The 20,051-nt window shown below is 61.8% G+C and carries 16 protein-coding genes; 10 read left to right on the top strand and 6 right to left on the bottom strand.

The features are described 5' to 3' along the window. Positions 1-12 precede the first annotated feature (12 nt). Positions 13-2,190 carry a malate synthase G gene (locus tag QLG12_RS24445; RefSeq protein WP_197867309.1) on the bottom strand — a complete coding sequence of 726 codons (2,178 nt, stop codon included), beginning with the start codon at positions 2,188-2,190 and terminating at the stop codon, positions 13-15. A 454-nt stretch (positions 2,191-2,644) separates the two neighbouring features. Between QLG12_RS24445 and QLG12_RS24450 the strand changes: the two genes are divergently transcribed. Further along, positions 2,645-3,163, top strand: a complete 519-nt coding sequence (locus tag QLG12_RS24450) for a glycine cleavage system protein R (RefSeq protein WP_011336250.1) — start codon at positions 2,645-2,647, stop codon at positions 3,161-3,163. A gap of 223 nt (positions 3,164-3,386) precedes the next feature. Here the strand turns inward: QLG12_RS24450 and rarD are convergent, their stop codons facing one another. The 5 genes from rarD to QLG12_RS24475 all read right to left on the bottom strand — a co-directional run bounded on the left by rarD (position 3,387) and on the right by QLG12_RS24475 (position 8,966). After that, positions 3,387-4,274, bottom strand: a complete 888-nt coding sequence (gene rarD, locus QLG12_RS24455; protein WP_197867310.1) for an EamA family transporter RarD — start codon at positions 4,272-4,274, stop codon at positions 3,387-3,389. A 66-nt stretch (positions 4,275-4,340) separates the two neighbouring features. Next, entirely contained in the window at positions 4,341-5,315 is a 975-nt protein-coding gene (locus QLG12_RS24460; protein ID WP_085609068.1) for a serine/threonine protein kinase, read from the bottom strand. A 116-nt stretch (positions 5,316-5,431) separates the two neighbouring features. Continuing rightward, the gene (locus QLG12_RS24465) at positions 5,432-7,333 is read right to left on the bottom strand and encodes a PhoX family phosphatase (RefSeq protein ID WP_197867311.1); all 1,902 of its coding nucleotides are present in this window, start codon (positions 7,331-7,333) and stop codon (positions 5,432-5,434) included. A 69-nt stretch (positions 7,334-7,402) separates the two neighbouring features. Further along, positions 7,403-8,167 carry a TOBE domain-containing protein gene (locus QLG12_RS24470; protein ID WP_197867312.1) on the bottom strand — a complete coding sequence of 255 codons (765 nt, stop codon included), beginning with the start codon at positions 8,165-8,167 and terminating at the stop codon, positions 7,403-7,405. A 58-nt stretch (positions 8,168-8,225) separates the two neighbouring features. Beyond that, positions 8,226-8,966 carry a ComF family protein gene (locus tag QLG12_RS24475; protein WP_282475361.1) on the bottom strand — a complete coding sequence of 247 codons (741 nt, stop codon included), beginning with the start codon at positions 8,964-8,966 and terminating at the stop codon, positions 8,226-8,228. 91 nt (positions 8,967-9,057) lie between these two features. Between QLG12_RS24475 and bioB the strand changes: the two genes are divergently transcribed. The 9 genes from bioB to QLG12_RS24520 all read left to right on the top strand — a co-directional run bounded on the left by bioB (position 9,058) and on the right by QLG12_RS24520 (position 20,024). Next, on the top strand, positions 9,058-10,113 hold the full coding sequence (bioB, locus tag QLG12_RS24480) for a biotin synthase BioB (RefSeq protein WP_197867314.1): 1,056 nt from the start codon (positions 9,058-9,060) through the stop codon (positions 10,111-10,113). A gap of 173 nt (positions 10,114-10,286) precedes the next feature. Beyond that, positions 10,287-11,465, top strand: coding sequence for an 8-amino-7-oxononanoate synthase (bioF, locus tag QLG12_RS24485; RefSeq protein ID WP_108563406.1), 1,179 nt, complete (start codon positions 10,287-10,289; stop codon positions 11,463-11,465). After that, on the top strand, positions 11,458-12,189 hold the full coding sequence (locus QLG12_RS24490; RefSeq protein WP_197867315.1) for an alpha/beta fold hydrolase: 732 nt from the start codon (positions 11,458-11,460) through the stop codon (positions 12,187-12,189). Before bioF ends, QLG12_RS24490 begins: the two co-directional genes overlap by 8 nt. Then, entirely contained in the window at positions 12,182-12,988 is an 807-nt protein-coding gene (gene bioC / locus QLG12_RS24495) for a malonyl-ACP O-methyltransferase BioC (protein ID WP_197867316.1), read from the top strand. Before QLG12_RS24490 ends, bioC begins: the two co-directional genes overlap by 8 nt. Then, complete coding sequence (gene bioD / locus QLG12_RS24500; protein WP_007959854.1) at positions 12,985-13,665, top strand: dethiobiotin synthase; 681 nt, start codon at positions 12,985-12,987, stop codon at positions 13,663-13,665. Before bioC ends, bioD begins: the two co-directional genes overlap by 4 nt. Positions 13,666-13,771: 106 nt before the next feature. Then, positions 13,772-14,068: a pyrroloquinoline quinone biosynthesis protein PqqE gene (locus tag QLG12_RS24505; RefSeq protein ID WP_108563403.1), complete on the top strand. Its 297-nt coding sequence runs from the start codon at positions 13,772-13,774 to the stop codon at positions 14,066-14,068. 275 nt (positions 14,069-14,343) lie between these two features. After that, positions 14,344-16,149 carry a phenylacyl-CoA dehydrogenase gene (locus tag QLG12_RS24510; protein WP_011336238.1) on the top strand — a complete coding sequence of 602 codons (1,806 nt, stop codon included), beginning with the start codon at positions 14,344-14,346 and terminating at the stop codon, positions 16,147-16,149. A gap of 260 nt (positions 16,150-16,409) precedes the next feature. Then, on the top strand, positions 16,410-18,524 hold the full coding sequence (locus tag QLG12_RS24515; RefSeq protein ID WP_064380303.1) for a cytochrome c peroxidase: 2,115 nt from the start codon (positions 16,410-16,412) through the stop codon (positions 18,522-18,524). 210 nt (positions 18,525-18,734) lie between these two features. Beyond that, the gene (locus QLG12_RS24520; protein WP_064380305.1) at positions 18,735-20,024 is read left to right on the top strand and encodes a GGDEF domain-containing protein; all 1,290 of its coding nucleotides are present in this window, start codon (positions 18,735-18,737) and stop codon (positions 20,022-20,024) included. The last annotated feature ends 27 nt before the right edge of the window (positions 20,025-20,051 follow it).

The following is a 20,051-nucleotide window of genomic DNA, read 5'->3' on the forward strand; positions in this document are numbered from 1 at the left end:
CATCAGCGCAGGTTACAGGCCGTTGGCAGCCTTGAACTCGCGGCGACGACGATGCAGGACCGGCTCGGTGTAGCCGTTCGGCTGTTTGGTGCCCTCGATCACCAGTTCGACCGCCGCCTGGAAGGCGATGTTGCTGTCGAAGTTCGGGGCCAGCGGACGGTACAGCGGGTCGTTGGCGTTCTGACGGTCCACCACCGGCGCCATGCGCTTGAGGCTTTCCATCACTTGCGCCTCGGTCACGACACCGTGGCGCAGCCAGTTGGCGATGTGCTGGCTGGAGATACGCAGCGTCGCACGGTCTTCCATCAGGCCGACGTCGTTGATGTCCGGCACTTTCGAGCAACCCACGCCCTGGTCGATCCAGCGCACCACGTAGCCGAGAATGCCCTGGGCGTTGTTGTCCAGTTCGTTCTTGATCTGCTCCGGGGTCCAGTTCGGTTTGACCGCCAGCGGGATGGTCAGGATGTCATCGACCGAAGCGCGGGCGCGTTTGGCCAGTTCGGCCTGACGGGCGAACACGTCGACCTTGTGGTAGTGCAGCGCGTGCAGCGCAGCGGCGGTCGGCGACGGAACCCAGGCAGTGTTGGCGCCGGCCAGCGGGTGAGCGATTTTCTGTTCGAGCATCGCCGCCATCAGGTCGGGCATCGCCCACATGCCTTTACCGATTTGCGCACGACCTTGCAGGCCGGTGCTCAGACCGATATCGACGTTCCAGTTCTCGTAGGCGCCGATCCATTTCTCGGCCTTCATGTCAGCCTTGCGCACCATCGGGCCGGCTTCCATGGAGGTGTGAATTTCGTCGCCGGTGCGGTCGAGGAAACCGGTGTTGATGAACACCACGCGCTCGCTGGCCGCCTGGATGCAGGCCTTGAGGTTGACCGTGGTACGGCGTTCCTCGTCCATGATCCCGACTTTCAGGGTGTTGCGCGCAAGGCCCAGCACGTCTTCGATGCGACCGAACAGCTCGTTGGTGAACGCCGCTTCTTCAGGGCCGTGCATCTTCGGTTTGACGATGTAGACCGAACCGGTGCGGGTGTTCTTGCGTGAAGTGTTGCCGTTCAGGTTGTGCATCGCCGCGAGGCAAGTCACCAGACCGTCGAGGATGCCTTCCGGCACTTCGTTGCCGTGTTTGTCGAGGATCGCGTCGATGGTCATCAGGTGACCGACGTTACGCACGAACAACAGCGAGCGGCCGTGCAGGGTCAGTTCGCTGCCGTCGACCTTGGTGTAGGTGCGATCCGGGTTCATGGTACGGGTGAAGGTCTGGCCGCCCTTGGACACGGATTCCGCCAGGTCGCCCTTCATCAGGCCGAGCCAGTTGCGGTAGATCACCACCTTGTCGTCGGCATCGACGGCCGCAACGGAGTCTTCGCAGTCCATGATGGTGGTCAGCGCTGCTTCCATCAGGATGTCTTTGACGCCGGCGGCATCGGTCTGGCCGACCGGGGTGCTGGCGTCGATCTGGATTTCGAAATGCAGGCCGTTGTTCTTCAGCAGGATCGCAATCGGCGCATTGGCATCGCCCTGGAAGCCGATCAGCTGTGCGTCGTTGCGCAGGCCGCTGGTGCTGCCGCCCTTGAGGGTGACGACCAGTTTGCCGTCAGCGATCTTGTAGCCGGTGGAATCGACGTGGGAGCCGGTCGCCAATGGCGCGGCTTCGTCGAGGAACGCACGGGCGAAGGCGATGACTTTGTCGCCACGCACCTTGTTGTAGCCTTTGCCTTTTTCCGCGCCGCCGGCTTCGCTGATGGCGTCGGTGCCGTACAGGGCGTCGTACAACGAGCCCCAGCGGGCGTTCGAGGCGTTGAGGGCGAAGCGGGCGTTCATCACCGGGACCACGAGTTGCGGGCCGGCGGTACGGGCGATTTCGTCATCGACGTTTTGCGTCGTTGCCTGGAAATCAGCCGCTTCTGGCAGCAGATAACCGATCTCTTGCAGGAAGGCTTTATAGGCCACGGCGTCGTGCGGCTGACCGGCACGGCTTTGGTGCCAGCCATCGATACGAGCCTGGAAGTCATCGCGTTTGGCGAGTAGGGCTTTGTTCTTCGGCGCCAGGTCGTGAATGACCTTGTCGGCACCTTCCCAGAATTTTTCGGCGGTGAGGCCGGTACCGGGAATGGCTTCGTTGTTCACGAAGTCGAACAGGACTTTGGCGACCTGCAGGCCACCGACTTGAACGTGTTCAGTCATTGCTTGCCTCACTCTGCTCAGCTATTTCGCTTTTCAGCTCTTCAATTTAACAATGAAGCCTCTGGCCATTTAAACCACAAACCCCTCGACCAGTACATGCCATCGCTGGCGGCTGGGCTGGGACCAATCAACGGCTTGGGGGCCTTGCTGACGGGGCTTTCAGGGTTGCGAACGTGCCTTGGGCAGACATCGATCCAGCGTTATGTAGTGCGCGCTGCGGCATACTACATTATGAGTTGCGGTTGTGAAAATCAGACTAATTACGTCGTTCTGCGACCCCATGACGCATTGCGGTCACGGCGCGGAACGGGATGTTCTCAAAAAACCAATGGATTGTTCCAGTTAAATATAAAAAGTTGTACACGATTTGTGGTTTCGAGCGTCTGAGGCGTCTCTGGAACGCTTGCCTATACTTGCTCTTCTATAACAAAAGTCATGACAAGAGGGCTGCGCCATGGATCACCTCGTACTCACCGTCTTCGCACCGGACAAGCCCGGGCAGGTCGAGCGCATCGCCCAATGCATCGCCGAACACGGCGGCAACTGGCTGGAAAGCCGCATGTCGCGGATGGCCGGGCAGTTCGCCGGGATCTTGCGGGTCGGCGTGCCGGCGGAGGCTTACGACGAATTAGTCGATGCCCTACAAGCTTTGTCGGCTCAGGGAATTCGCGTGCTGGTGGCCGAAAGCGGAATCGAGCAGGCCTGCACCTGGAAACCGATCGCCATGGAACTGGTGGGCAATGATCGTCCAGGGATCGTACGTGACATCACCCGGCTGCTGAGCGAGCAGGGCGTGAACCTCGAACGGCTGGTGACCGAAGTGCGCCCGGCACCGATGAGCAGTGAACCGCTGTTCCACGCCGAAGCGATTCTCGCGGTGCCGCTGACTTTGTCGCTGGACGTGCTGCAATCGCGCCTGGAAACCCTGGCCGATGACTTGATGGTGGAACTGGTGCTGCGCACCGACCTGTGAAGACGGATCGGGTTATCCAGTTTAAACGTGCACCTGCCTGTGGATAACCTGTAGAGACCGGACGCCAGGCCACGTCCGCCGTGGCTTTGCGAAGATTGATCAAAAAACCGCCAGCATTCAGTGACTTGCGCACAAACGGCGGGGATCACGCTGTGGATAACCTTGGGAAGGAACGATACAGGCCACGAGAACCGTGGCCTGTGGAGGTTTGTGCGTTTTTTGATCAGCTGCGCCGGCGCAGGCTCAGCCACGCATCGACGCTGTACACCGCCAGACCGGCCCAGATAAACATGAAGGCGATCAGCGTGCTGGACGACAAGTGCTCGCCGAACAGCAGCACGGCTTGCAGCAGCACCAGCGTCGGCGCCAGGTATTGCAGGAAGCCGAGGGTGGTGTAAGGCAGATGCCGTGCCGCCGCGTTGAAGCAGACCAGCGGCACCAGCGTCACCGGACCGGCTGCCACCAGCCACCAGGCTTCGGAGGTGGTCCAGAACTCGGCCTGGGCACTGGTCGCGGTCGGATTGAACAGCAGCCACGCGAGAGCGATCGGCACCAGCATCCAGGTTTCCACCACCAGCCCCGGCAACGCCTTGACCGGCGCCTGCTTGCGGATCAGCCCGTAGAAACCGAAGGTCAGCGCCAGCACCAGCGATACCCACGGCAGGCTGCCGACCTGCCACACCTGCTGCGCCACACCGATAGCCGCCAGACCGACCGCCAGCCACTGCATGCGCCGCAAGCGTTCGCCAAGGATCAGCATGCCCAGCAGCACGTTCACCAGCGGGTTGATGTAATAACCGAGGCTCGCCTCCAGCATCCGGCCATTGTTCACCGACCAGACGTAGGTCAGCCAGTTGGCCGCGATCAAGGTGCCGCTGAGCGCAAGAATCGCCAGGCGTTTCGGATTGTCGCGCAGTTCCTGCCACCAGCCGGGATGCTTCCACACCATCAACAGCAGCGCGCCGAACAGTGCCGACCACAGCACCCGGTGAATGATGATTTCCACCGCCGGCACTTCGGCGATGGCTTTGAAGTAGAGCGGGAACAGTCCCCAGATGATGTAGGCGCTGAGGCCCAGAATGTACCCGCGACGCGGGTTGGCGGCTTGCATGCAGAATCCTTGCTTAGGCAGCTAACAAAGCAGCGATTGTACGGGCAGTTGTATAGACGTGTCGTGTCAGAAAAGCTTCAACGGCTCTTCGTTCAACGCCGACAGTTGCTCGCGCAACGCCAGCACCTGATCGCCCCAATACCGCTCGCTGCCGAACCACGGAAAGCTGCGGGGGAACGCCGGATCGTCCCAGCGTCGGGCCAGCCACGCGCTGTAATGCATCAGGCGCAAGGCGCGCAGCGGTTCGATCAGCGCCAGTTCGCGCGGGTCGAAGTCATGGAATTCGTTGTAGCCGTCCATCAACTCCGACAGCTGCCCGAGACAATCCTGACGATCGCCGGCGAGCATCATCCAGATGTCCTGCACTGCCGGGCCCATGCGGCAGTCATCGAGGTCGACGATGTGGAACATCTCGTCGCGGCACATCATGTTGCCGGGGTGGCAGTCGCCATGCATGCGGATGTTCTGGTGCGGGGTGTTGGCGTAGACATCTTCCACACGCTTGAGCAGGTCGCGGGCGACGGACTCGTAGGCCGGCAGCAGGCTTTTCGGTATGAAGTTGCCTTCCAGCAAAGTGGTCAGCGAGTCATGGCCGAAGTTCTTCACCGCCAGCGCTTCGCGGTGCTCGAACGGTTTTGTGCCGCCGACTGCATGCATGCGCCCGAGCAACTGGCCAAGGCGATACAACTGGTCGAGATTGCCCGGCTCCGGCGCCCGGCCACCGCGACGGGGAAACAGGGTGAAACGAAAACCGGCGTGTTCGTGCAGGGTTTCGCCGTTGTGGATCAATGGCGCCACCACCGGGATCTCGACGTCGGCCAGTTCGAAGGTGAACTGGTGTTCTTCGAGAATGGCTTCGTTGGTCCAGCGCTGCGGGCGATAGAACTTGGCGATCAGCGGTTCCGAGTCTTCGATGCCGACCTGATAGACGCGGTTTTCGTAACTGTTGAGCGCCAGAATGCGCGCGTCGCTCAGGAAACCGATGCTTTCGACGGCATCGAGCACGAGGTCTGGGGTGAGGGTTTCAAACGGGTGGGCCATGCTGACTCCTGCGCGCAGCAGGCTGCCGCGTCCGGCTCAGCATGGTAGCGCAGACGGGCGGTCTTGAGTGGGATCGTTCCCGTGCAGCGCACGGGAACGATCAGAGCGTCGCCCGATCAGGCGCCGACGATCCCGCCATCCTCACGGGTAATCGCCATCACCGATGAGCGTGGCTTGCCGTTCGGCAGGTGCTCGGGGAAGGTCGAACCGCCGTTCTCGCCTGGGTGCTGAATCCCGACGAACAGGGTTTTCTGATCCGGCGAGAAGCTGATCCCGGTGACCTCGCAACCGATCGGCCCGACCATGAACCGGCGAATTTCCCCGGTCGCAGGATCGGCGCAGAGCATCTGGTTGTTGCCCATCCCGGCAAAATCACCGGCGTTGCTCGAGTCGCCGTCGGTGAGGATCCACAACCGCCCGGCCTTGTCGAAGCCGAGACCGTCGGGGCTGTTGAACATGTTCTGCGGGGTGATATTCGACGAACCGCCTTTCGGCGTACCGGCGTGGACGCTCGGGTTGCCGGCGACCACGAACAGATCCCAGGCGAAGGTCTTCGCCGCGTGATCGTCGCGGTCGGTGCGCCAGCGCAGGATCTGCCCGTAGACGTTCTTCTCGCGCGGGTTCGGCCCGCCCACCGGTTGCCCGTCTTCGCCGCGCTTGGCGTTGTTGGTCAGGGTGCAATAAACCTGGCCGTCTTTCGGGCTGACCACAATCCACTCCGGACGGTCCATGCGCGTGGCGCCGACCACACTGGCGGCGAGACGTGCGTGAATCAGCACTTCGGCCTGATCGGCGAAACCACTGCTGGCGTCGATGCCGTTCTTGCCGTGGGTCAGTTCGATCCACTGGCCCTGGCCTTTCGGGTGATCCGGGTTGCCGTCGCCCGCATCGAACCTGGCGACGTACAGCGTGCCGTGATCAAGGATGTCGCGGTTGGCCTTGGCGTTGCGGTGGTTGATCTTGTCGCGGCTGACGAATTTGTAGATGAACTCGCCGCGTTCGTCGTCGCCCATGTACACCACGGCGCGACCGTCGTCGGTCTCGGCCAGTGCGGCGTTTTCATGTTTGAAGCGACCCAGCGCGGTGCGTTTGACCGGGGTCGATTGCGGGTCGAACGGGTCGATTTCCACCACCCAGCCATGGCGGTTGAGCTCGTTGGGGTTCTTCGCCATGTCGAAGCGCGGATCGAACGGATGCCAGTTGATCTCGCGGCTGGCGGCCGACACGCCGTAGCGTTTCTGCGCCGGGTCGAACTGTTGCTGGGCGTTGCTGCTGCCGAAACAGTCGGTGAAGTTCTCTTCGCAGGTCAGATAAGTGCCCCACGGCGTCTTGCCGTTGGCGCAGTTCTGGAAGGTGCCGAGGACTTTCTTGCCGTGCTTGTCGGCGCTGGTTTTCATCAGCTCGTGACCGGCGGCCGGGCCGCTGATACGCAGCGGCGAGTTGCCGTGGATGCGCCGGTTGTAGCGCGAGCCCTGGACGAACTGCCACTGGCCGTTCTTGCGCTGCACTTCGATCACCGACACGCCTTCGCAGGCCAGGGCCTTGCGCACGTCTTCGGCCGACTGCGGCATACCGCCGTGCGGATAGAGGTAGCGGTAGTTGGTGTATTCGTTGTTGATCGCCATCAACGCGCGGTTTTTCTCGCCCGGGAATTCGAACAGGCTCATGCCGTCGTTGTTGTCGCCAAACTGCACTTCCTGTGCGGCCGCGGTGCCATTGCCGCTCGGGTCGAAGGCCGGGCCGTTCTTGTGCAGCGGTTGACCCCAGCTGATCAGCACCGACGACTTGTAGCCCTTGGGCAGGCTGATGGTGTCGGTGGTGGCAGCAGGAATGCTGTCGAAGCCGAGCAGACGGCTGTTGCCGGCGCTGACACTGGCGGCCAGCACGCTGCGGCTCAGCAGGTTGCCGCCGAGGAACATCGCCGCGCCGCACAGCGCGCCGGCGCTGATGAAACCGCGACGGCTCAGGCCGACCATTTTTTCCAGGTCTGTGGATTGGTTTTCTTCTAATAGGCTCACATCAGGCTCCCTGCATGGTTTTGGCAGCCACCTTAATGCGGGTCGATGACGCTTTCGTTGCAGCGCAGTTTAGAGCGGTGTTCCGAGCAGCACATTGGACGGGGAAAATTGCACCTGCACCGCTTGCTCGACCGTCAGGCCCCGGGTGCGCAAGTCCAGCGGTTCGGCCAGCGCACACAGGGTCTGGCCGTTGGGCAGGGCGATGCGCACTTCGCTCGGGCCGTCCTCGGCATCGAGAATCGCCTCGATCCGGCCGCTCAAAAGATTCTGGCCAACGGCAGGCGTGGCCTCTGGCGCAAGCAGTTCGAGCCAGCCGGCCTTGATCAGCGCCACCACTTCGGTGCCCGGTTGCAGCTCCAGGTGCACGGTGCTGTCGTGGGTGATCTGCGCGTCGATCGACAGGCCTTCGGCCAGTTCGAGGCGGATCAGGTCGTTGCGGCCCTGGCCTTCGATCAGCACGACTTTGCCGTGCAGTTGATTGCGCGCGCTGGTCCTGAGCATCAGCCGACCGAGCAGGTCCAGATCGCTGGCGTCCTCGGCCGCCTCCAGCACCTGGGCCTGCAAGGCTTGCAGCTTTTGATACAGACGCAGCACTCGCTCGCCCTCGCTCGACAGTCTGGCGCCACCGCCGCCCTTGCCGCCGACCGCTCGCTCGACCAGAGGCTTTTGCGCAAGGTTGTTCAGCTCATCGATGGCATCCCACGCCGCCTTGTAACTCAGGCCGGCGCTTTTCGCGGCGCGGGTGATCGAACCCTGTTCGGCGATGTGTTGCAGCAAGGCGATGCGCTGCGGACGGCGGACGATGTGCTGGGACAACAAAGAGGGCAGGGCCATGGCGGACGCTTTGTGCTGAAGGGTTGAGGGAGGACGTTGGCGGCTCGAAGCGTATCCGTCAAGCCGCGTCGCCGGGTTTTGGCGTGCGGGCCAGGCAGTACACATCCACCCGCGCGGCGCCGGCGTCCATCAGCAAACGGGCCAGTGCCTGGGCGGTGGCTCCGGTGGTCAGCACGTCGTCGACCAGGGCCAGGTGCCGGCCTTGCACCTGGGCATCGGGGCTCAAGGCGAAGGCGTGACGCAGATTGCGTTTACGCGCCTTGGCGTTGAGGGCCTGCTGGGCGTCGGTATCCTGCACGCGCAAAAGGCTGTGTTCCTCGCAAGGCAGGTCGAGTGACTTGCCCAGCCACTGCGCCAGCATCGCCGCTTGATTGAAGCCGCGCTGGCGCAAGCGTTTGGGTGCAAGCGGCACCGGCACCAGGGCGTCCGGGCGCGGCAGGTCTTCTTCGAAGCGATGTTGCAGGAATTGGCCAAGAACGTCGGCGAGCAAGTGGCCAAGCGGCCATTTGCCGTTGTGCTTGAAACGGGTGATCAGCGTGTCCACCGGAAAGCTGTAAGTCCAGGGCACGGCCACCGTTTCAAAGGCCGGCGGTTCCTGCAGGCAGCCGCCACAGGTCAGGCCGTAAGCGAGCAAGGGCAGGGCGCAGGTCAGGCATTGATCGCCCAGCCACGGCAAATCGGTTTCACAAGCGCTACAGATCGGGATTTGCGCGTCTGCCGGTTCGTCACACAACAAGCAGAGTTGTTTGTTTTTTAACCAGATGTAAACCGGTCTCTCGTAGTCTGGTTGACAGCGCATGGCTCTTCCTTAAATATGCCGAACATCCGTGTCGTGCCTGTGGGTATTCCGTTTCCCCAGGCGCCAGCCAAGCATAACCAAGGAATCGCCCATGAGCGCCAGCACCACTGCCACCCTGCGTCACGACTGGTCTTTGGCTGAAGTCAAAGCACTCTTCGTTCAGCCGTTCAACGACTTGCTGTTCCAGGCGCAGACGGTGCACCGCGCGCATTTCGACGCCAACCGCGTCCAGGTTTCCACTCTGCTGTCGATCAAGACCGGCGCCTGCCCGGAAGATTGCAAATATTGTCCGCAGTCCGGTCACTACAACACCGGGCTGGAAAAAGAGAAGCTGATGGAAGTGCAGAAAGTCCTCGAAGAGGCTGCACGCGCCAAGGCCATCGGTTCGACCCGTTTCTGCATGGGCGCGGCGTGGAAGCACCCGTCGGCCAAGGACATGCCTTATGTGCTGAAGATGGTCGAAGGCGTGAAGGCCATGGGCCTGGAAACCTGCATGACCCTCGGTCGTCTTGATCAGGATCAGACCGAAGCGCTGGCCAAGGCCGGCCTCGACTACTACAACCACAACCTCGACACCTCGCCGGAGTTCTACGGCAGCATAATTACCACCCGCACCTATGCCGAGCGTCTGCAGACCCTGGCCTATGTGCGCGATGCGGGGATGAAGATCTGCTCCGGCGGCATCCTCGGCATGGGCGAGTCCCTCGATGACCGCGCGAACCTGCTGATCCAGCTGGCCAACCTGCCGGAGCATCCGGAGTCGGTGCCGATCAATATGCTGGTGAAAGTCGCCGGTACGCCGCTGGAAAACGCTGACGACGTCGATCCGTTCGACTTCATCCGCATGCTCGCCGTGGCGCGCATCCTGATGCCGCAATCCCACGTGCGCCTGTCCGCCGGCCGCGAAGCGATGAACGAGCAGATGCAGGCCCTGGCGTTCTTCGCCGGCGCCAATTCGATCTTCTACGGCGACAAACTGCTGACCACCGCCAACCCGCAGGCCGACAAGGACATGCAGTTGTTCGCACGTCTGGGCATTCAGCCGGAAGCCCGCGAAGAGCACGCCGACGAAGTGCATCAGGCTGCCATCGAACAGGCGCTGGTGGAGCAGAAGAGCAGCGAGCAGTTCTACAACGCGGCGGTCTGAAACTCGCCCCGATTTTGCTGAAGGAACACTCCCCCTGTGGGAGCTGGCTTGCCAGCGATAGCGGACTGACAGTCGACACTGATGTTGAATGTGGCGCCGCCATCGCTGGCAAGCCAGCTCCCACAAGGTCGGTGTCCATCCTGATTCATGTGATTTGACTGTTCGAGGCTTGCATGTCTTTCGATCTCGCCGCACGCCTTGCTGCCCGTCGTGCCGACAATCTCTACCGCCAGCGCCCGCTGCTTGAAAGCCCGCAAGGGCCGCAAGTGGTGGTCGACGGTCAGCCGTTGCTGGCGTTCTGCAACAACGATTACCTGGGCCTGGCCAACCATCCGCAAGTGATCGAAGCCTGGCGCGCCGGTGCCTCGAAGTGGGGCGTCGGCGGCGGCGCCTCGCATCTGGTGATCGGCCACAGCGGCCCGCATCACGAATTGGAAGAAGCTCTGGCAGACCTCACCGGACGGCCACGTGCGCTGCTATTCACCACCGGTTACATGGCCAACCTTGGCGCGGTCACCGCATTGGTCGGGCAGGGCGATACGGTGCTCGAAGATCGGCTCAACCATGCCTCGTTGCTGGATGCCGGATTGTTGTCCGGCGCGCGCTTCAATCGTTATCTGCACAACGACGCTGACAGCCTCGCCAAGCGTCTGGAGAAAGCCACCGGCAATACGCTGGTGGTCACTGACGGCGTGTTCAGCATGGACGGCGATCTCGCCGATCTGCCGGCGCTGGCCCGGGAAACCAGGGCCAAAGGCGCCTGGCTGATGGTCGATGACGCCCACGGTTTCGGCCCGCTGGGGGCAAACGGTGGCGGGATCGTCGAGCATTTCGGTTTGAGCCAGGAGGATGTGCCGGTGCTGGTCGGCACGCTCGGCAAAGCGTTCGGCACGGCGGGTGCGTTCGTGGCGGGCAGTGAAGAACTGATCGAAAGCCTGATCCAGTTCGCCCGCCCGTACATCTACACCACCAGCCAGCCACCGGCGCTGGCCTGCGCAACCTTGAAGAGTCTGGAGCTGCTGCGCAGCGAACACTGGCGTCGCGAGCATTTGCAGACGCTGATCCGTCAGTTCCGCCATGGCGCCGAACAGATCGGTCTGGAACTGATGGACAGCTTCACGCCGATCCAGCCGATCCTGATCGGCGATGCCGGTCGCGCCGTGCGTCTGTCGCAGATGCTGCGCGAGCGTGGACTGATGGTCACCGCGATCCGCCCGCCGACCGTGCCTGCCGGCAGCGCGCGGTTGCGGGTGACGCTGACCGCCGCTCACAGCGAGGCACAGGTGCAGCTATTGTTGGAAGGACTGGCCGATTGCTTTGCGCAACTCAAGTCGGAGCCAAGCCATGCGTGATCGCCTGATTCTGCTGCCGGGTTGGGGGCTCGGCGTTTCGCCGCTGGAGCCGCTGGCCGCTGCGTTACGCGGACTTGACGAGCACCTGCAGGTCGACATCGAGCCGTTGCCGCAGCTGGACTCCAGCGATCTGCACGACTGGCTCGACGAACTCGATGAGCGCATTCCCGTAGATGCCTGGCTCGGCGGCTGGTCGCTGGGCGGCATGCTCGCTTCCGAGCTGGCGGCACGGCGTGGCGAACATTGCTGCGGCTTGTTGACCCTGGCGAGCAATCCTTCGTTTGTCGCCCATGAACAGTGGCCGAGCGCGATGCCCGGCGAGACCTTCGATGCGTTCCTGGCCGGCTGCAGCGCCGACCCGCGCACGACCCTCAAGCGATTCTCTCTGTTGTGCGCCCAGGGCGCGCAAGACGCGCGCGGCTTGTCGCGGCTGTTGCTCGGCGGCGCGCCGAATACCTCGCCGGCCGCGTTGATGGCCGGTCTGGAATTGTTGGCGCAGATCGATACGCGCGATGCCTTGCAGGCGTTTCGTGGCCCGCAATTGCATCTGTTTGGCGGGCTGGACGGGCTGGTGCCGGCGGAAGCCGCGGGCGAGTTGTTCGCGTTGCTGGCGGATGTCGAGGTCGGCCTGATCGAGCAGGCCAGCCATGCGTTTCTTCTGGAAGACCCCCACGGTGTGGCGGGTGCAATCCAGGCGTTTTTAAGTGAGTGCGGTGATGACTGATTTGTCTGTTGCGGCGTTGCCCGGCGGCTTGCCTGACAAGCGCCAGGTCGCGGCTTCTTTTTCTCGCGCAGCGGCCAGCTATGACAGCGTCGCCGAGTTGCAGCGTGATGTCGGTACGCAGTTGATGAATCGCTTGCCGGTGGATTTTCGGCCGGCACGCTGGCTGGATCTGGGCTGTGGCACCGGGTATTTCACTCGGGCGTTGGCCGAGCGATTTGGTGAGGGGCTGGCACTGGATATCGCTGAGGGCATGCTCCATCACGCGCGGCCGTTGGGTGGGGCCATGCACTTTATTGCTGGCGATGCCGAACGTTTACCGTTGCAGGATTCGACTTGTGATCTGATCTTCTCCAGCCTAGCCGTGCAGTGGTGCGGGGACTTTGAAGCGGTGCTCGGTGAAGCGTTTCGGGTGCTTAAGCCGGGGGGGATTTTCGCGTTTGCTAGTCTTTGTGCAGGGACGCTGTACGAATTGCGCGACAGCTGGCGTCAGGTCGATGGTCTGGTGCACGTCAACCGCTTCCGCGAATTCGCCCGCTACGAGCAATTGTGCGCGGCCAGTGGTTTGCGCAGTGTTTGTCTGGAGAACCGGCCGCATCTGCTGCATTACCCGGATGTGCGCAGCCTGACCCATGAACTCAAGGCCCTGGGCGCGCATAACCTGAACCCCGGTCGGCCGGGCGGATTGACCGGTCGCGCGCGGATTCTGGGCCTGGTCGAGGCTTACGAGCAGTTCCGTCAGCCTGCGGGATTGCCGGCGACCTACCAGGTGGTCTACGCCGTGTTGGAGAAACCCTTATGAGCGCAGCCTATTTCATCACCGGAACCGACACTGACGTTGGCAAGACCACTGTCGCCGCCGGGTTGCTGCACGCTGCGCGGTCGGCTGGGCTGAGTACGGCGGCGGGCAAGCCGGTAGCGTCCGGTTGCGTGGTGACGCCCAGAGGTCTGCGCAATTCCGATGCGCTGGCGTTGCAGGCCGAATGCTCGTTGCCGCTGACGTATCAACAGGTCAATCCGGTGGCGTTCGAGCCAGCGATCGCGCCGCATCTGGCAGCGCGTGAGGCGGGTGTGGCGCTGACCGTGCAATCGTTGCTGGCGCCGATGCGCGAGATTCTGGCCATGAACGCCGACTTCACGCTGATCGAAGGCGCGGGCGGCTGGCGGGTGCCGTTGGCGGATCAGGACAATCTGTCGGATCTGGCGATTGCGCTGAAGTTGCCGGTGATTCTGGTGGTCGGCGTGCGTCTGGGTTGCATCAGCCACGCGCTGTTGACCGCCGAGGCGATTGCCCGAGACGGGCTGCAATTGGCCGGATGGGTGGCGAACATCATTGATCCGAAGACGTCGCGGCTCGAAGAAAACCTCGCGACACTGGCCGAGCGGATTCCGGCACCCTGCCTGGGGCGGGTGCCGAAACTCAAGGCCGTCAGCGCCGAAGCGGTCGCCGATCACTTGCAACTGGATCTGCTCGACTGATTTTGGCTATGACAAGGCACTGTGCCATTAGTGTTTTTGACGGGTGTTTTTCTGACGCCTCTGGTTCAATGGCACCCATTGATCCTTCCCAAGGATGAGAGCTCCCATGGAAATCTCTGGAAACACAGCTTTTTATGCAGGTCTGAGCACTATCCAGACCGGGCAGAACCGCGTCGATCAGGCCGCCAGCCAGATCGCCAACAACACCATCGAGCGTTCGGTCACCAGCCAGTCTTCCGAAGCCCAGATCGATCGCCTGCGCAGTGTGGATCGCAGCCAGCAAATGGATCCGGGCAGCGCCATGGCCGAGATGGCCCAAGGCAAGTTTCAAGTGGAGCTGGGCACGAAAGTCGCGAAGGCTTCCGATGAAATGCTCGGTACGATCATCGATACGTTCGCCTGATTTTTTGATCCGCGCTTTGCCAGACGCCGCGACTGTTCGCGGCGTTTTTCGTTGTAAGTCCTTCTCCCTCAACTAATCTTTTTTCAGTGCACATGGCTCGGTCGGGCGCATGTCGCGGTGCTGTGTCCGCGCTTCAGAAAATGTGATGACGAATGGCAAAAGAACGACGCTTGACAAGATTTCGGCGTAAACGTATGTTTCAAACAACTGTTTGACCGTCACAACAAATCAACGCGGTCGTTCATTCCCGGTTACATCAGCAGAGGTTTATCGCTATGCCTGACTACAAGGCCCCCTTGCGTGATATTCGCTTCGTTCGTGACGAACTGCTCGGCTACGAAGCGCACTATCAGAGCCTTCCAGCGTGCGCAGAAGCAACGCCGGACATGGTTGACGCCATTCTTGAAGAGGGCGCCAAGTTTTGTGAGCAAGTGCTGGCACCGCTGAACCGCGTGGGTGACACCGAAGGCTGCACCTGGAGCGAGTCCGGCGTGAAAACCCCGACCGGCTTCAAAGAGGCCTACAAGCAATTCGTCGAAGGCGGCTGGCCAAGTCTGGCCCATGACGTCGAGCACGGCGGTCAGGGTCTGCCTGAGTCGCTGGGTCTGGCTGTCAGCGAGATGGTCGGCGAAGCCAACTGGTCGTGGGGCATGTACCCGGGCCTGTCGCACGGCGCGATGAACACCATCTCCGAGCACGGCACCCCAGAGCAGCAGGAAGCCTATCTGACCAAACTGGTCTCCGGCGAATGGACCGGCACCATGTGCCTGACCGAGCCGCACTGCGGCACCGACCTGGGCATGCTGCGCACCAAGGCCGAACCTCAGGCCGACGGTTCCTACAAAGTTTCCGGCACCAAGATCTTCATCTCGGCCGGTGAACACGACATGGCCGACAACATCGTCCACATCGTACTGGCCCGCCTGCCGGACGCACCGGCCGGCACCAAAGGCATTTCCCTGTTCATCGTTCCGAAGTTCCTGCCGAACGCCGACGGCACCGTCGGTACCCGTAACGCCGTGACCTGCGGTTCGATCGAACACAAGATGGGCATCCACGGCAACGCGACCTGCGTGATGAACTTCGACGGCGCGACCGGTTTCCTGATCGGCCCGGCGAACAAAGGCCTGAACTGTATGTTCACCTTCATGAACACCGCTCGTCTGGGTACCGCGCTGCAAGGTCTGGCCCACGCCGAAATCGGTTTCCAGGGCGGCCTGAAATACGCTCGCGATCGCCTGCAAATGCGTTCCCTGACTGGCCCGAAAGCGCCGGACAAGGCCGCTGACCCGATCATCGTTCACCCAGACGTACGCCGCATGCTGTTGACCATGAAGGCATTTGCCGAAGGCAACCGTGCGATGGTGTACTTCACCGCCAAACAGGTCGACATCGTCAAATACGGCGTGGATGAAGAAGAGAAGAAGAAAGCCGACGCACTGCTGGCCTTCATGACTCCGATCGCCAAAGCGTTCATGACCGAAGTCGGTTTCGAATCCGCCAACCACGGCGTGCAGATCTACGGCGGCCATGGCTTCATCGCCGAGTGGGGCATGGAGCAGAACGTTCGCGACAGCCGCATCTCGATGCTGTACGAAGGCACCACCGGCATCCAGGCACTCGACCTGCTGGGCCGTAAAGTGCTGATGACTCAAGGCGAGGCGCTGAAAGGCTTCACCAAGATCGTCCACAAGTTCTGCCAGAACAACGAAGGCAACGAAGCCGTCAAGGAATTCGTCGCACCGTTGGCTGCACTGAACAAAGAGTGGGGCGAGCTGACCATGAAGGTCGGTATGGCCGCCATGAAAGATCGCGAAGAAGTCGGCGCGGCCTCCGTGGACTACCTGATGTACTCCGGTTACGCCTGCCTGGCCTACTTCTGGGCTGACATGGCGCGTCTGGCTGCCGAAAAACTGGCTGCCGGCACCACCGACGAGGCGTTCTACACCGCCAAGCTGCAAACCGCGCGCTTCTACTTCCAGCGCATCCTGCCGCGTACCCGTACGCACGTGGCCACCATGCTGTCGGGCGCCAACAACCTGATGGACATGAAAGAAGAAGACTTCGCACTGGGCTACTAAGCCTCAACGCAGTCTTTCGAAAAACCGCTGCTCCTTCGGGGGCAGCGGTTTTTTTGTGCCCGGATTTCCCCAATCCCGGGGCTGATTCCCCAGCATTGATGAGGGCGCTGCTCAGCCGACCCCTTGCGGTGATTGATTCAAAATGTTTCCAGAAGAGTGGCCAATTAATTGCACTGCCCGATTTACCGGTGCTAACCAGAACTGCCTGCTCAAAGAAGCAAGACGCCCGGCACTTAACAACAACAGTCAGGGTGAAGCCTATGAACATCAGTCGACTCGCTCGTTTGACCTTCTGGTTACCCATCGCGCTGTCAGTCCACAGCGCCTGGGCCGCCGACCCCGCGGTGGTCGATCCTCCCGTACCGGAGGTGCCTTCGCTGCAATCGCTGCGCGGGATGGTGCCCCCCGATCCGTCCGGAACCGAAGGCGGGCGCAAGGTCGACCTGATGACCGACTACGTGCTCAATCGCCAGGCCGCGATCCTGCTGGGCAAAGCGCTGTTCTGGGACATGGAGATCGGCAGCGATGGCTCAACGGCCTGCGCTTCCTGCCACTACCACGCCGGCGTCGACCACCGCATCACCAACCAGCTCAACCCCGGCCAAGCGCATACCAACGCCAACGTCGCGTCGATCTTCAACAAGCCTTTTGTAGCCTCGGACATTCCCGGTGACGTGGCGTCCTACGCGACGTTGTCCGGCGGCAAGGGCGGCCCGAACTACACGCTGAAGAAAACCGACTTCCCGACCCACGTGCTGAGCAACCCCCTGGAGCGCAACTCGCCCATCGTGTACTCGACGGACGACGTGGTCGGCTCGCAGGGCGTGTTCGACGCCAACTTCGTCAAACCCAATCAGGCGCGTTTCGACAAATGTACTCAACAGCCGGACGGTATTTTCCAGGTCGGTGGCATCAACGTACGTCGTAGCACCGGACGCAATGCGCCGTCGGTGATCAATGCCGCATTCAACGTGCGCAACTTCTGGGACGGTCGTGCCAACAACGTGTTCAACGGGTTTTCGCCGTTCGGCAATCGCGATCCGGATGCCGGGATCTATGTGACCAGCGAACGCAGCACGGTCGCGACCAAAGTGCGGCTGGCGCTCAACGATGCGTCTGCCGCCTCGCAAGCCGTCGGCCCGCCCGGCAGCCCGGTGGAAATGTCCTGCGGTGGCCGCACTTTTGCCGACATTGGTCGCAGGATGCTCGATACGCTGATGCTCAAGCAGCAGCGGATCTCATCCACCGACTCGGTGCTGGCTCCAGTGTCCGGCGCACGGCGTCCGACCTATCGCGAGCTGATCAAGAACGCCTTCCAGCCCCGGCTGTGGAACGCCACGCAAAACGTTCTGGTGGGCGGCGTGCCGTATACCCAGATGGAGGCCAACTTCCCGCTGTTCTTCGGCCTGGCGATCCAGATGTATGAGGCCACGCTGGTGTCCGATCAGGCGCCGATCGATGCCTATCTGCAAGGCGATCACACGGCGATGAACGCGCAACAGGTCGAGGGCATGAACCTGTTTCTCGGCAAGGGCAAATGCGTCAATTGCCACGGCGGACCGGAGCTGACCAACGCCGCCAGCCGCTTGCTGATGCACCCGCGCGAACGCATCGAGCGGATGGTGATGGCCGACAACCTGACCACCCTTTACGACAACGGCTTCTACAACACCGGTGTGCGCCCGACCTCGGAAGACCTGGCCCTGGGCGGCGCGGATGCCTGGGGCAATCCATGGTCGTTCACCCGGCAGTACAACAGCGTGTTGCAGGGCGGCCGCTCGGTCGATCCTCTGGATGTCGATGTCTGTACGTTCGAGGCCCCGTTGAGTGCGGCGATTCCGTGCGATGCCACGCTCAAGCCGAATGTCGGTTTCCGCGATTCGGTGGACGGCGCGTTCAAGACTCCGACCCTGCGCAACATCGCTCTGACCGGCCCGTACTTCCACAACGGCAGCCGCTCGACGCTCAAACAGGTGATGGAGTTCTACAACCGAGGCGGTGACCGGCGCGGTGAAGACGCCAACAACACCAGTGGCTTCGAGCATCCGGCGGTGAACCAGCACAACACCTCCAACCTCGACCCGGACATGACGGCGCTGAACCTGACGCCTGACGAAATCGACGCGCTGGTGAAATTCATGGAGGTCGGCCTGACCGATCCGCGAGTGGCTTGGGAGCGCGCGCCGTTCGATCATCCGTCGCTGGTGATCCCGCAGGGCCACATCGGCGATGAAAATGCTGTGACCCAGCGTCCGGCCAGTCCGAAAGTCACGACTCGCCAGGCGATGGACGCATCGCTCAACCTCAAGCCTTACGGTGCCGAAGGCAGACCGGCAGCAGAGGGGCCATTGCAGCCGTTCTACAACGATCTCTGAGCATAAAAACACACCATGGCCATCAAGAATGATGGCCATGGTGGCCGTCTGGCGGCCATTGCGCAAAAAACCTTACTGAATTACTCAGCAACTGCCGATTTCGGCCGTTAAAGAGACAGCCTGTGATCTGGATCACATTGTGTGTGCTTAACTGGCCACATTGCAGGCACAATGCCATCTCTTTGCCATGACGGGTCGGAGCTTTTTCCCTTGCCGCGTTCTTCCGCTGTACGTTTCAGTCATTTTCTACCTTCACTGCTGTTGTTGCTCGCGGGGTTGGCGGCTGCGTACGTCAAAGACCTCAACGTATTCTTCACCTCACTGTTTAACGTGCTGCCGACCTTGGTGTTGCTGTTGGGCGGCTCGTACTGTGCGGTTTACCGACGCCAGCGCGAGCTGTTTCTGATGGTCACGGTGTACATCGCCTACTTCCTGCTCGACACTCAGACTGACTATTACCGCGACAACGGCAAGGTGCGCGAAGATGCGGCCGTGGTGTTCCACTTGGTCTGTCTGTTGCTGCCGTTGCTGTTCGGTCTGTTCGCCGCATGGCAGGAGCGCACGCATCTGTTTCAGGACATGGTCGCGCGCTTCGCCGTGCTGCTGGCCTTTGGCAGCGTGGCGCTGGGGCTCGAGCAAAGCTACCCGCAGGCCTTGCTGATGTGGCTTTCCGAGATCCGCTGGCCCGCGCTGCATGGGGCATGGATGAGCCTGATCCAGTTGTCGTATCCGGTGTTCATCTCGGCGTTCCTGCTGCTGGCCTGGCAATACTGGCGCAACCCGCGTCCATTGCACGCGGCGCAACTGGTGGGGTTGCTCGGGGTGTTCTGGATGCTGCCGAAAACCTTCATCCTGCCGTTCACCCTGAACATCATGTGCAGCCAGGTCATGCTGATGATTGCGGCAGCGGTAGCGCACGAGGCGTATCAAATGGCCTTCCGCGACGAACTTACCGGTTTGCCGGGCCGCCGCGCACTCAACGAGCGCATGCAGCGACTGGGTCGCAACTATGTGCTGGCAATGAGCGACGTCGATCATTTCAAGAAATTCAACGACACCCACGGCCACGACGTGGGGGATCAGGTGTTGCGTCTGGTCGCCAGCAAGCTGTCCAAAATCAGCGGCGGCGGTAGGGCGTATCGCTACGGTGGCGAGGAATTCGCCTTGGTGTTTGCGGGCAAGACCCTCGAAGAATGCATGCCGCACCTGGAAGTCATCCGCGAGTCGATTGCGTCCTACAACATTCAACTGCGCAATCAGGAAAGTCGCCCGCAGGATGATCAGCAGGGGCGTCAGCGTCGCTCGGGTTCGGGCGCGTCCAGCGTGTCGGTCACGGTCAGCATCGGCGTGGCCGAACGCCTGGAACAACGTACTCCGGAAGAGGTGCTGAAATCCGCTGACCAGGCGCTCTACAGTGCCAAGGGCGCAGGTCGGAACTGTGTGATGGCATTCGGGCAAAACCGCCGTGGCGCGGTGCGCATGGACAGCGCCGCAGGTTGAGTGATGACGGCGCATTCAGCGTCTGGA

It is taken from the genome of Pseudomonas sp. V88_4 (assembly GCF_029967985.1).
Lineage (GTDB): Bacteria > Pseudomonadota > Gammaproteobacteria > Pseudomonadales > Pseudomonadaceae > Aquipseudomonas > Aquipseudomonas glycinae.